Below are 13,369 nucleotides of genomic sequence, written 5' to 3' on the forward strand. Positions count from 1 at the left end.
TTCCCCCGACGCGTCACTCGACGACGTGGCGGCCCTCGGGGCGGGCGCTGCACGACGCCCGGAACGCGCAGTGCGCGCAGTGCTGGCCCGCGGTCGGGGTGAAGCGTTCGTCCAGGACCTTGCCGGCGGCGGTGGCCAGCAGGTCGCCGACCCACTCCCCCTCCGGCGTCTCCTGCGCCTGCACCTTGGGGAGGGTCTCGCCGCCGTCCCGCTTGGCGGCGCCCTGCCGCAGCTGGACGAGTTCGGCGCCGCCCGGCTCGGGGCGCGTCCCGTCGAAGACGTCGTCGACGGCGCCCTCGCGGACGGCGAGCTGGTAAACGGCGAGCTGGGGGTGGCGCTCCACCTCCTTGGAACTGGGCGCCTGCTTGCCGGTCTTGAAGTCGACGACGTAGGCGCGGCCCTCGCCGTCGGCCTCGACGCGGTCCATCTGGCCCCGGATGCGGACCTGGTAGTCACCGGACTCCAGGGTGACGTCGAAGTCGTGCTCGCTGGCCACCGGGGTGCGGCCGGTGCGGTCCATGACGTGCCACTTCAGGAAGCGTTCGAGCGCCACGCGCGCGTTCTCCTTCTCCTGCGCCGACTTCCAGGGCGCGTCGAAGGCGAGGGCGTTCCACACGGAGTCGAGGCGTTCCATGAGGACGTCGAGATCGGCGGGGGTGTGCCCGGAGGCGACCTCGTCGGCGAGGACGTGGACGACGTTGCCGAAGCCCTGGGCTGCGGTGGCGGGCGCGTCGGCCTTCACCTCGCGGCCCAGGAACCACTGGAGGGCGCAGGTGTTGGCCAGTTGGTCGAGGGCGCTGCCGGAGAGCACCACGGGCTGGTCGCGGTCGCGCAGCGGCACCTTGCTGTGCGTGGGTTCGTACATGCCCCACCAGCGGTAGGGGTGCGCGGACGGCACCAGCGGGCGGCCGTCCTCGTCGGCGAGCGCGGCGAGCCGGGCCAGCCGGCGGGCGGCGGCCTCGCGCAGGGCGTCGGAGACACGGGGGTCGACCGTGGTGGCGCGCAGTTCGGCGACGAGCGCGGCGACGGACAGCGGGCGGCGCGGGCGTCCGGTGACGTCCCGGGGCTCGACGCCGAGCTCGGTGAGGAAGCGGGAGGGCTGGTCGCCGTCGTCGGACGGCGCCTTCACGGCCGTCACCACGAGGCGGTCACGCGCGCGCGTGGCGGCGACGTAGAACAGGCGGCGCTCCTCGGCGAGCAGCGCGCCGGGGGTGAGCGGCTCGGCGAGCCCGTCGCGGCCGATGCGGTCGGCCTCCAGCAGGGAGCCGCGGCGGCGCAGGTCCGGCCACAGGCCCTCCTGGACGCCGGCCACGACGACCAGGCCCCACTCCAGGCCCTTGGAGCGGTGCGCGGTCATCAGGCGTACGGCGTCGGGGCGGACGGCACGGCGGGTGAGGGTGTCGGCGGCGATGTCCTCGGCCTCGATCTCCTCGAGGAAGTTGAGGGCGCCACGCCCGCCCGTGCGCTCCTCCGCGCGCGCGGCGGTGGCGAACAGCGCGCACACGGCGTCGAGATCGCGGTCGGCGTTGCGCCCTGCCGCGCCGCCGCGGCGGGCCGCGCGTTCCAGGCGCTGCGGCCAGGGGGTGCCGTCCCACAGTTCCCAGAGGGCCTCCTCGGCCGTGCCGCCGCCGGCCAGGCACTCGCGGGCCCGGCGCAGCAGGGCGCCGAGCCGTTGCGCCCCGCGCGCGTAGACGGGATCGTGCACGGCGAGCCGCTCCGGCTCGGCCAGCGCGCGGGCGAGCAACTCGTCCGAGGGGGCCGGCAGGGGGTTCCCGGCCGCCCGCTCCTCCTCACGCAGCGCGCGTCCGAGCCGCCGCAGGTCGGCGGCGTCCATGCCGGCGAGGGGAGAGGTGAGGAGGGTGAGAGCGGTCTCGGTGTCGAGCCAGCAGGGTTCGTTTCCGGTGTCCGCCTCCTCGGCGCCGCCATCCGTATCGCCCGACCCCGCGCCCGCCGTGTCCTCCGCGCCCGGCCGTCGTTCCTCCTCCGCCCTCGCCACCGCGCGCAGGGCGGTCAGCAGCGGGGCGACGGCCGGCTCGTGCCGCAGGGGCAGGTCGTCGCCGTCGACGTCGACGGGGACGCCCGCGGACGTGAGGGCGCGGCGGACCACCGGCAGGGTGCGGGCGCCCGCGCGGACCAGGACCGCCATGTCGTTCCAGGGGACACCGTCCTCCAGATGGGCCCGGCGCAGGATGTCGGCGATGTTGTCCAGCTCGGTGCCGGTCGTCGGGTAGGTGAACACCTCGACCCGGCCGCCCTCGCGCACGGGCGCCGGCTCGCGGTGCAGGCGGACCTTCTCGGCGGGCAGCCGGGGCAGCGGCATGCGACGGGTGATCCGCCGGGTGGCTTCGAGGAGCGCGGCGCCGGAGCGCCGGGAGGTGCGCAGCACCTGGACGGGCGCGGGGCGGCCGTCCGCGCGCGGGAAGGCGTGCGGGAACTCCAGGATGCCGCCGACGTCGGCGCCACGGAACGCGTAGATCGACTGGTCGGGGTCGCCGAAGGCGACGAGGGTGCGGCCGCCGGACGCCAGGGCGTGCAGCAGCCGTACCTGGGCGGGGTCGGTGTCCTGGTACTCGTCGACGTAGACGGCGTCGTAGCGGTCGGCGAGCCGCCCGGCGGTCTCGGGCCGCCGGGCGAGGAGCACCGCACGGTGGACGAGCTCGGCGTAGTCGATGACGCCCTGGAGGTCGAGGACGTCGAGGTACTCGGCGAGGAAGGCGGACGCGGCGCGCCAGTCGGGGCGGCCGATGCGGCGGGCGAAGGCGTCCAGGGCGCCGGGGTCGAGCCCGAGCTCGCGGCTGCGGGCGAGCACGGCGCGGACCTCGTCGGCGAAGCCGCGCGTGGTCAGGCAGGCGCGCAGGTCGTCCGGCCAGCGCACGTGGGACAGCCCGAGCCGTTCCAGGTCCACCTGGCCGGCGAGCAGCTCGCGCACGGTGACGTCCTGCTCGGGTCCGGAGAGCAGCCGCAGCGGCTCCACGAACAGGTCGCTGTCCTGGTGGGCGCGGACCAGGGCGTAGCAGAAGCTGTGGAAGGTGGTCGCCTGCGGGGCGCGGGCGGCGCCCATGCGCAGCGCCATACGGTCGCGCAGCTCGACGGCGGCCTTGCGGCTGAAGGTGAGGACCAGGATGCGCTCGGGGTCGCCGCCGCGCGCGACGCGAGCGGCCACGGACTCGACGAGTGTGGTGGTCTTGCCGGTGCCGGGACCGGCGAGGACGAGCAGCGGCCCGGAGCCGTGCTCAACCACGGAACGCTGGGCGGCGTCCAGTGGAGGGGGATCCACACGGGCCGGCGGGGTACGCACCAGTCGATAGGCGCCACGGCTCCCCCGCCGCACCGGGGGGTGCGACAGGCCGCTGGTGGAGGAAGAGGAGCTCACGTGGTTCGCCGGTCCTGGTGGGTGTGCTGTGGGGCGCTGCGCCGCGTGTGCGGGGCGGTGGTCGGGGGGTGAGGGAGCCACGCGCAGCCGACGCTACGCCGGGGAACGGAGCGGAAGCAGCGTTTCCGCTTCTTCCCTCCCGTCACTCCTGGCACCCACGCCCCTCGACCCACGAACGTACGTCATGCCGCGGATGTGCCTCATGTCCCCCTGAAGGATCACACGTCACACGACGACGGCGGGGATGGCGGAACCTGTCAGGTGTGACCCCCGGTGTCCGCGCCGCCGTCCCACCGCGCGCGTCTCATGTCGAGGCGTGGCACATGGCCCTCCGCCGCCCGGCCCGCCTCTCGCAGAGGTGTGCCCTCCGCGCGGTAGTGGCCGAGGGCCCGCAACTCGTGGCCGGGCAGCAGCAGGCCGTCCGCGCGGACCACGCGCCACCAGGGGACGGCGCCGCCGTAGAGCGCCATCACACGCCCCACCTGCCGGGGCCCGCCCTCCCCCAGCCACTCGGCCACGTCCCCGTACGTCATGACGCGGCCCGGCGGGATCAGCTCGGCGACCTCCAGGACCCGCTCGGCGTACGCCGGCAGGGCGTCCGGGTGCTCCGGACCCCCGTCGGACGGAAGACTCTCCTGGCTCATCCGGACCATCCTGCCCCACCCCACCGACAACGCGGCGCGTCCGCGGACACGGGCGGGCGACTCGCCCCGGAGCACCGCTTCGGGCAGACTGTGCCGCCCCGCTTGTGGACCCTGATGCCCCCTTGTGGCGGTACGGCATGCCACCATCGTGCGGGCGGTGACCGGTGATACGAGATCGAGAAGAGACGATGAAGCAGCAGGGTGCGCACCCCGAGGACACGGAGGGCACCCCTGACGCCTCGTCGCGCCCGGACACCACGAAGAAGCCCGGCGGCGCGCACCGGGACGTCGCGCACATCGACGAGGTGGAGGGCGACGAACCGCTGCTCCCCGCGCGCGTGCACCGCCCGTCCGACCTCATGCGGCTGGTGGGCGGCGTACTCGCGGTCGTGGTGCTCCTGGCGATCGCCGCGTTCGCCCACGGGACCACCTCGGGTCTCGAACAGGACATCAACAAGGGCACAGGACAGGCGCCCGACCTGCTCATCAAGATCGCGGGCCTGGCCTCCAGCATCGCGATCCTGCTGGTCCCGGTCGCCTTCGCGATCGAACGTCTGATCAAACGGGACGGGCTGCGGATCGCCGACGGCGTGCTCGCCGCCGTGCTGGCGCACGGGGTGACGCTCGCCACCGACCTGTGGGTCGCGCGGGCCGCCCCCGACTCGATCCAGGACGCGCTCACCCAGCCGTCCCCCGGTGACATCCACGCCCTCACCGACCCGGTTCACGGCTACCTCGCGCCCGTCATCGCGTACATGACCGCAGTCGGCATGTCCCGCAGACCACGGTGGCGCGCGGTCCTGTGGGTGGTGCTGCTGCTCGACGCCTTCTCGATGCTGGTCACCGGGTACACCACGCCGTTCTCGATCATCCTCACGGTGCTGATCGGCTGGACCGTCGCCTACGGCACGCTCTACGCGGTCGGCTCGCCCAACGTCCGGCCCACCGGCCGCACCCTGATGGCGGGGCTCCGCACGGTCGGCTTCCGACCCGTGACCGCGTCCCGCGAGGAGGCGGCCGACGCGGCCGAGGGCGGCGACCGCGGGCGGCGCTACTTCGTCACCCTGGAGGACGGCCCGCCCCTCGACGTCACCGTCGTCGACCGCGAGCAGCAGGCGCAGGGCTTCTTCTACCGCGCGTGGCGCAACCTGGCGCTGCGCGGCTTCGCCACCCGCCGGAGCCTCCAGTCGCTGCGCCAGGCGCTGGAGCAGGAGGCCCTGCTGGCCTACGCGGCCATCGCGGCCGGGGCCAACGCGCCGAAGCTGATCGCCACGTCGGAGCTGGGCCCCGACGCGGTGATGCTGGTCTACGAGCACACCGGCGGACGCACGCTGGACTCGCTGGAGGACGAGGAGATCACCGACGAACTGCTGCGCGACACCTGGCACCAGGTGAAGGCGCTGCAGTCGCGCCGGATCGCGCACCGCAGGCTGGTGGGCGACGCCATCCTGGTGGATCGTTCCGGCACGGTGATCCTCACCGACCTGCGCGGCGGGGAGATCGCGGCCGGCGACCTGCTGCTGCGGATGGACGTCTCGCAGCTGCTGGTGACGCTGGGGCTGCGGGTGGGCGCCGAACGCGCGGTGGCCTCCGCACTGAGCGTCCTCGGCCCCGACGCCGTGGCGGACTGTCTGCCGATGCTCCAGCCGATCGCGCTGAGCCGCTCCACGCGCGCGACGCTGCGCCGGCTCGCCCGGGAGCGCGCGGAGCGGGAACGCGAGGCGGTCCTGGAGGCATCCCGCCACTCCCGCCCGGCCCGCGCGCACGAGGAGGACGACGCCGGCCCCGTCGTGCTCGACAAGGCCGACAAGAAGGCCGTACGCGCGGAGCAGCGGGCCGAGAAGCGGGCCATCGACGAGGCGCGCGAGGAGGATCTGCTCAGCCAGATCCGGCAGGAGGTGCTGCGGATCAGGCCGCAGGCCCCGGTCGAGCCGGCCCGGTTGGAGCGGGTGCGTCCCCGCACACTGATCAGCGTCATCGCGGGCGCGATCGGCGCGTACTTCCTGCTGACGCAGCTCACCCACATCGAGTTCGGCCCGCTGATCTCCAACGCGGAGTGGGGCTGGGTGGCCGCGGCGGTCCTGTTCTCGGCGCTGAGCTACGTGGCGGCCGCGATGGCGCTCCTCGGGTTCGTGCCGGAACGGGTTCCGTTCCCGCGCACCGTGGCGGCGCAGGTCGCCGGCTCCTTCGTGAAGATCGTCGCCCCGGCCGCGGTCGGCGGCGTCGCGCTGAACACCCGCTTCCTCCAGCGGGCGGGGGTGCGTCCGGGGCTCGCGGTGGCGAGCGTCGGCGCGTCGCAGCTGTTCGGGCTCGGCTGTCACATCCTGATGCTGCTGGCGTTCGGCTATCTGACCGGTACCGAGAAGACGCCCTCGCTGTCGCCGTCCCGCACGGTCATCGGCGGTCTGCTGACGGTCGCGGTGCTGGTGCTCGTGGTGACCTCGGTGCCGTTCCTGCGGAAGTTCGTCGTCACGCGCGTGCGGTCGCTGTTCGCGGGCGTCGTGCCGCGCATGCTCGACGTGCTGCAGCGGCCGCAGAAGCTGGTCACCGGCATCGGCGGCATGCTGCTGCTGACCGCCTGCTTCGTGATGTGCCTGGACGCCTCGATCCGGGCGTTCGGCGACGAGTCGACCTCCGTGAGCATCGCCAGCGTCGCCGTCGTCTTCCTCGCGGGCAACGCCCTCGGTTCCGCCGCGCCGACGCCGGGCGGTGTGGGCGCCGTGGAGGCCACCCTCACCGTCGGTCTGATCGCGGTCGGCCTGCCCAAGGAGGTCGCCGCGCCCGCCGTGCTGCTCTTCCGGCTGCTGACCCTGTGGCTGCCCGTGCTGCCGGGCTGGCTCGCCTTCAACCACCTCACGCGCAAAGCGGCCTTGTGACCGGCTGAGACGCCGGCCGGACGCGAGCCTCCCTCGGACGGCCCGTGTCCCGCGCGCCGCGACGCGGGCGACCGCAGGATGGGGACATGTCCCGCCCCTTCCTGCTCCGTGCCGCAGCCCTGTCCGCCTGTGCCCTCCTGCTGCCCGCGCTGCTGGCGGGCTGTGCCGAGGGGGACGGCCCGGCCCAGGACCTGACGCGGCAGAAGCTGGACTGGAAGGCCTGCCCCACCCCCGACGAGGCGCAGGGCGGGGGCGCGTCGCCGTCGCCGCTGCCGGGCGCCCGGGGCCAGTGGGAGTGTGCGACGCTCAAGGCGCCCCTGGACTGGGACGACCCGGACGGCGACACCATCGGCCTGGCGCTCATCCGCGTCCGGTCGAGCGGCCCCGACAGCGAGCGGATCGGCTCGCTGATCTTCAACTTCGGCGGCCCCGGCGGTTCCGGCGTGACCACGCTTCCCGCGTTCGGCAGTGACTACGCCACCCTGCGCACCCAGTACGACCTGGTGAGTTTCGACCCACGCGGGGTGGGCCGCAGCGCGCCCGTCACCTGTGAGGACGACCAGGAGCTCGACGAGCACTTCCAGCAGGACGGCACCCCCGACGACAGCGCCGAGCGCACGGAACTGCTGGACAGCACCAAGGAGTTCAACGCGGCCTGCGAGAACAACTCCGGGCGCGTCCTGCCGCACGTGCGCACCACCGACGCGGCCCGGGACCTCGACCTGATGCGCCAGGTCCTCGGCGACGACAAGCTCTACTATTTCGGCATCTCCTACGGCACCGAACTCGGCGGCGTCTACGCCCACCTCTTCCCCGAGAAGGTGGGCCGCGCGGTGTTCGACGCGGTCGTCGACCCGGCGCTGGACTACGAGCAAGCCTCGCTCGGACAGGCCCGTGGCTTCCAGCGCGCCCTCGACAACTACGCCGAGGACTGCGTCTCCCAGGTCGAGGAGTGCCCCGTCGGCGACAGCGCCGAGGACGTGAAGAACCGCATTGCCAAGCTGCTGCGGGACCTGGACCGCCGGCCCGTCCCCGGGGTCTTCCCGCGCCAGCTCACCGAGACGATGGCGACGAGCGGCATCGCGCAGGCCCTGTACTCGAAGGACTTCTGGCCCTTCCTCACCGACGGTCTGGAGCAGGCGTACGACGGGGACGGCACGATCCTGATGGTGCTGGCCGACTCGATGAACGGACGCAGCGAGAGCGGCGAGTACAGCAACCTGGTGCCTGCCAACGTCGCCATCAACTGCGCCGACGCCAAACCCCGTTACACCCCGGCGGACGTGGAGCGGCTGCTGCCCGAGTTCCGCGAGGCGTCCCCGCTCTTCGGTGACTTCATGGCCTGGGGAATGATCACCTGCACCGACTGGGCCGTGCCGGGCGCAGCCGACCATCCGGACGTCAGCGCTCCGGGCGCGGACCCGATCCTGGTGATCGGCAACACCGGCGACCCGGCCACCCCGTACGAGGGCGCACGCAGCATGGCGAGGGCGCTCGGTGAGGGGGTCGGCGTGGAACTGACGTACAACGGGCAGGGGCACGGCGCCTACAACAGCGAGGACCGCTGCGTGCGGGACGCGGTCCACGGCTATCTGCTCGACGGCAAGGTGCCGGAGGCCGGAGCCGTCTGCCCCTGACCCGCCCGGCCGTGAGACGGCCGGGCGTGAGACGGCCGGGCGTGAGACGGCCGGGCGTGAGACGGCCGGGCGGGTGGGTGGACCGTCAACGAAAGCCCAGCTCAGAGGGTTTTCCACAGGCCTCCCCGGCCGACGCCGGACCTGCCTACGATGTCGGAACAGCCGTTCGCCGCACGACGCGGACGGCCCACGAGGGGGGATGTGCCAGATGACCCGGTTCACACGGTGGGCGGCCCTGACCGCCGCCGCCGCACTGCTGACGGCCGGTTGCAGCGGGGGCGGACCGTCGAAGGACGACTCCGGCAAGGACGACAAGGCGAGCGGCGACAGCGCGCTCGACTGGAAGCGCTGCGAGGCGACGGAGGACGGTCCGGCGCCCGGCGACGAATGGCGGTGCGCCACGCTCGAGGTGCCGCTGGACTGGTCGAAGCCGGACGGCGGGACGATCGACCTCGCCCTCATCCGCGCCGAGGCGACGGGCAACGACCGCATCGGCTCCCTCCTGTTCAACTTCGGCGGACCGGGTGGCTCGGGCGTCTCCACCCTCCCTGCCTACGCCGACATGGCCGCCGACCTGCGCGAGCGCTACGACCTGGTGAGCTGGGACCCGCGCGGGACGGGCGCGAGCAGCGGTGTCCGCTGCCGCGACGACAAGGCCATCGAGGCCGCCGAATCCGCCGTGGACTGGACGCCGGACACCCCGGCGGAGGAGCGCGTCTTCCTCGAGGACGCGGCCGACTTCGGCGAGGGCTGCCAGAAGGCCGCCGGGAAGCTGATGGCACACGTCTCGACCACCGACACCGCCCGTGACATGGACCGCATCCGGCAGGCCCTCGGCGACGACCGGATGCACTACTTCGGCATCTCCTACGGCACCGAGCTCGGCGGGGTCTACGCCCACCTCTTCCCCGACAAGGTCGGCCGGATGACGCTGGACGCGGTGGTCGACCCGACGGCCGACACGATCGGCCACGCCAAGAACCAGACCCGCGGCTTCCAGACCGCCCTCGACAACTACCTGCGGTCCACCGGACGCGACCCGGGGGAAGGCTCGCGGGAGATCGCGGACCTGCTGGACCGGATCGACGCCGAACCGCTGCCGACCTCCTCCTCCGGCCGCGAGCTGACGCAGTCGCTGGCGATCATCGGCATCGTGCTTCCCCTCTACAGCGAGGCCAGCTGGCCGGCGCTGACCAGCGCGCTGGACGCGGCCGAGGACGGGGACGGGACGGAGCTGCTGGCCCTCGCGGACGGGTACAACGAGCGGGACGCCTCCGGCAGCTACGGCACCACGACCCACGCCCAGCGGGTCATATCGTGCCTGGACGACAAGCAGCGGCCGACGGTCGAGGAGACCAGGAAGCTGCTGCCCGAGTTCGAGAAGCTCTCCCCCGTCTTCGGTCCGTTCCTGGGCTGGGACACGGCGGGCTGGTGCCACGACTGGCCGGTGCCGGGCCAGTTCGAGACACCGGAGGTGAGCGCGCCGGGCGCGGAACCGATCCTGGTCGTGGGCAACACGGGCGACCCTGCCACCCCCTACGAGGGCGCGCGGCGGATGGCGGACGAGCTGGGCGAGGGCGTCGGGGTGGTGCTCACCTGGAAGGGCGAGGGCCACGGCGCCTACGGCAGCGGCAGCGACTGCGTCGACTCGACGGTGAACGCCTACCTGCTCGACGGCACGGTGCCGCAGGACGGCAATGTCTGCTCGTAACGGCGCCGCCCGTAACGTCGTCGGGGGCTGCGGGCACACCCCGAGGTGGTGCCCGCAGCCCCCGACGAGGACCCGGTGACGGCCGGCGCGGTCGCGTGGACCTCTCCGGCCGGTACGGCCTAGTAGACCGGCTTCTCCGGCTCGATCTGGTTGACCCAGCCGATGACGCCGCCGCCGACGTGGACGGCGTCGGAGAAGCCCGCGGACTTCAGGACCGCGAGGACTTCCGCACTGCGGACACCCGTCTTGCAGTTCAAGACGATCTTCTTGTCCTGCGGCAGGCTCTCCAGGGCGTTGCCCATGAGGAACTCGTTCTTCGGGATCAGCCGGGCGCCCGGGATGGAGACGATCTCGAACTCGTTCGGCTCGCGGACGTCGATGAGTTCGATGTTCTCGCCGTCGTCGATCCACTCCTTGAGCTGCTTGGGAGTGATCGTGGAGTCGGCGGCCGCCGCCTGGGCCTCCTCGGACACGACGCCGCAGAAGGCCTCGTAGTCGATGAGCTCGGTGACGGTCGGGTTCTCGCCGCAGATCGCGCAGTCGGGGTCCTTGCGGACCTTGACCTGGCGGTACTGCATCTCCAGGGCGTCGTAGATCATGAGGCGGCCGACGAGGGGCTCGCCGATGCCGGCCAGCAGCTTGATGGCCTCGTTGGCCTGGATGGAGCCGATGGACGCGCAGAGCACGCCCAGGACGCCGCCCTCGGCGCAGGAGGGGACCATGCCGGGGGGCGGGGGCTCCGGGTAGAGGCAGCGGTAGCAGGGACCGTGCTCGGACCAGAAGACGGAGGCCTGGCCGTCGAAGCGGTAGATGGAGCCCCAGACGTAGGGCTTGTTCAGCAGGACGCAGGCGTCGTTGACCAGGTAGCGGGTCGCGAAGTTGTCCGTGCCGTCGACGATCAGGTCGTACTGGCTGAACAGGTCCATCACGTTGTCGGCCTCGAGCCGCTCCTCGTGGAGGACCACGTTCACGTAGGGGTTGATGCCCTTGATCGTGTCACGTGCGGACTCCGCCTTGGGGCGGCCGATGTCGGACTGGCTGTGGATGATCTGGCGCTGCAGGTTCGACTCGTCGACCTCGTCGAACTCCACGATGCCGAGCGTGCCCACGCCCGCCGCGGCCATGTACATCAGACCCGGCGAGCCCAGGCCGCCGGCGCCCACAAAGAGCACCTTGGCGTTCTTCAGCCGCTTCTGCCCGTCCATGCCCACGTCGGGGATGATCAGGTGGCGGGAGTACCTGCGGACCTCGTCTACGGTGAGCTCGGGGGCCGGCTCGACCAGGGGTGGCAGCGACACGGGGACTCCGTTGGTCGGTCAATCACTACGGTTGTTCTCCGCCTAACACTGCCATGCCCTTTTTCATTCCGAGACACCCGTTCCGACACGCGAGACGATGTCGTCCCAGTAGCCGGGCAGCGCCCCCCAGGGATCCGTCGGTGCCGCGCGGCCGGAGAGCCGGTCCGAGTGGTCGGTGAAGTAGACGGTGCCGGCGCCCTGCCAGCGGGCGATGCGCAGCGCCTCGTCCAGGTGCGGCCGGGGCACACCGTGCACGAAGTGGCAGAACCGCTCCGGCGGATGGTCGGCGGTCCACTCGGCCACCTGGGACCAGCGGTAGTCGCTCCACGGCCCCGAGAAGGTGACCAGCTGGTCGGCGTGCTCGGCGTAGCCGGGGTGCGGATGGGTGCCGTGCCCGAGGACGACGTGGGCGTCCTCATTAACCACCCGGAGGGTGGTGACGGTGCGCCGCACCTCGGGCAGATCCTCGCGGCCGGCGGGGCAGCGGTCCAGGAGGAAGCCGTCCACCCGGTACCAGTCGTGGAAGCGGTGGGCGTCGGAGATGATCTCGCCGAAGCCGCGCAGCCCGTAGGCGGTGTCGATGTGCCCGAGGACGCGGACGCCCGCGTTGCGCAGCCGGCCCGCCGCCTCCAGGCAGTGCGGGTCGGGCTGGACGCCGGGACCGTCGGCGACGTTGAGCACCACCCAGTGCAGGGGTGTGCCGGGGCGGCCCAGCCGGTTCCACTCGTCGAGGGCGAGCAGCGGATGGGCGACGCCCGGGACGCCGAGACCGGTGCCGAGCCCCGTGGCGGTGGGGCCCTGTCTGGTCCGGGTCAGATACGGCATGCCGCCTCCATCCAGATGTCCGCCAGCGACTCCTCGAGGTTGATGCGGGGACGCCAGCCCAGGCGGTCGCGGGCGGTGCGTACGTCGGCCTGCTGCCAGGCCCCGCACCCGTCGGGGTACGGGAACGCGGCGGGTGAGGCGGCGATGGGGTGGTGGTCCGCCTCGGCGCGCGGGTGTCCGATGGTCGCCCGCAGGTGGGTCGCGTGGGCGGTGTGGGTGGCGTGGACGGGCCCGGGGTGGGGGAGGCCGTCGAGCTCGTTGAGGGCGCCGCCGTAGCCGGCCACCCGGGCGAGGATCCCGGCGGCGTCCCGCAGGCGGACGGCGCGGCCGGAGCCGATGTTGATGACGCCCTGCGCGGCGGAGAGCGAGGCGGCGTGCACGGCGCGGGCCACGTCGCGGACGTCGACGAAGTCGCGCTGGGCGCCGAGGCCGCCGAGCTTCAGTTCGCCGTCGCCGGACTGCATGGCGCGGCGCATCGCCTCGGCCAGCCGGCCGAGCGGGGAGCCGGCCGGGGTGCCGGGGCCGACGGGCGAGAAGACCCGCAGGACCACGGCGTCCAGGCCGGAGCCGAGGACCAGTTCGGTGGCGGCGAGCTTGCTGACGCCGTACGGGCCGCCGGGGCGGGGGACGGCGTCCTCGGCGGTGGAGGAGCCCGGCTGGCTGGGGCCGTATTCCGAGCCGCAGCCGATCTGGACGAGCCGTGCCCCGCAGCCGCTGCGGCGCAGCGCCTCGCAGATGGTGGCGACGGCGACCGTGTTGTGCCGGGTGAGTTCGCGGGCGCCGCCCCGGGTCGCGCCCGCGCAGTTGATGACGACGCCGGGGTGGACGGCGTCGAGGAAGCGGGTGAGGGCGCCCGGGCTGCCGGTGGCGAGGTCGAAGCGGACGTCGGCGTCGTCACCCCGGCCGAGGGCGGTGAGCTGGACGGCGGGGTCGGCGAGCAGGCGGTCGGCGACGAAGCGGCCGAGGTAGCCGTTGGCTCCGATCAGCAGGACCCTCATCGGTCGG

The 13,369-nt window shown here is 73.2% G+C and carries 8 protein-coding genes; 3 read left to right on the forward strand and 5 right to left on the reverse strand.

Annotated elements, in window-relative coordinates; genetic code table 11:
- Positions 1-13: 13 nt before the first annotated feature.
- Entirely contained in the window at positions 14-3,373 is a 3,360-nt protein-coding gene (locus ACF1AG_RS09755) for an ATP-dependent DNA helicase (RefSeq protein WP_359604712.1), read from the reverse strand.
- Between the two features lie 257 nt (positions 3,374-3,630).
- Positions 3,631-4,017 (reverse strand): MGMT family protein, encoded by a 387-nt coding sequence (locus tag ACF1AG_RS09760; RefSeq protein WP_359604710.1) that lies wholly within the window; start codon positions 4,015-4,017, stop codon positions 3,631-3,633.
- A 188-nt stretch (positions 4,018-4,205) separates the two neighbouring features.
- Here ACF1AG_RS09760 and ACF1AG_RS09765 point away from each other — a divergent pair, with 188 nt between their 5' ends.
- The 3 genes from ACF1AG_RS09765 to ACF1AG_RS09775 all read left to right on the forward strand — a co-directional run bounded on the left by ACF1AG_RS09765 (position 4,206) and on the right by ACF1AG_RS09775 (position 10,241).
- Positions 4,206-6,893 (forward strand): lysylphosphatidylglycerol synthase transmembrane domain-containing protein, encoded by a 2,688-nt coding sequence (locus ACF1AG_RS09765; protein ID WP_359604708.1) that lies wholly within the window; start codon positions 4,206-4,208, stop codon positions 6,891-6,893.
- A gap of 86 nt (positions 6,894-6,979) precedes the next feature.
- Entirely contained in the window at positions 6,980-8,530 is a 1,551-nt protein-coding gene (locus ACF1AG_RS09770; protein WP_359604707.1) for an alpha/beta hydrolase, read from the forward strand.
- A gap of 208 nt (positions 8,531-8,738) precedes the next feature.
- A complete protein-coding gene (locus ACF1AG_RS09775; protein WP_391809577.1) occupies positions 8,739-10,241 on the forward strand; it encodes an alpha/beta hydrolase in 1,503 nt (500 codons plus the stop codon).
- Between the two features lie 119 nt (positions 10,242-10,360).
- On the opposite strand, the gene moeZ is transcribed toward ACF1AG_RS09775, so the two are convergent.
- From moeZ to ACF1AG_RS09790, 3 genes are all read right to left on the reverse strand, one after another.
- The gene (gene moeZ, locus ACF1AG_RS09780) at positions 10,361-11,539 is read right to left on the reverse strand and encodes an adenylyltransferase/sulfurtransferase MoeZ (RefSeq protein ID WP_093766931.1); all 1,179 of its coding nucleotides are present in this window, start codon (positions 11,537-11,539) and stop codon (positions 10,361-10,363) included.
- A gap of 63 nt (positions 11,540-11,602) precedes the next feature.
- Complete coding sequence (locus ACF1AG_RS09785; RefSeq protein ID WP_359604705.1) at positions 11,603-12,364, reverse strand: spherulation-specific family 4 protein; 762 nt, start codon at positions 12,362-12,364, stop codon at positions 11,603-11,605.
- Positions 12,352-13,362 (reverse strand): NAD-dependent epimerase/dehydratase, encoded by a 1,011-nt coding sequence (locus ACF1AG_RS09790; RefSeq protein ID WP_359604704.1) that lies wholly within the window; start codon positions 13,360-13,362, stop codon positions 12,352-12,354. Before ACF1AG_RS09790 ends, ACF1AG_RS09785 begins: the two co-directional genes overlap by 13 nt.
- Positions 13,363-13,369: the final 7 nt, after the last annotated feature.

Origin of the sequence: Streptomyces sp. NPDC014764 (assembly GCF_043082785.1) — a bacterium.
Lineage (GTDB): Bacteria > Actinomycetota > Actinomycetes > Streptomycetales > Streptomycetaceae > Streptomyces > Streptomyces althioticus.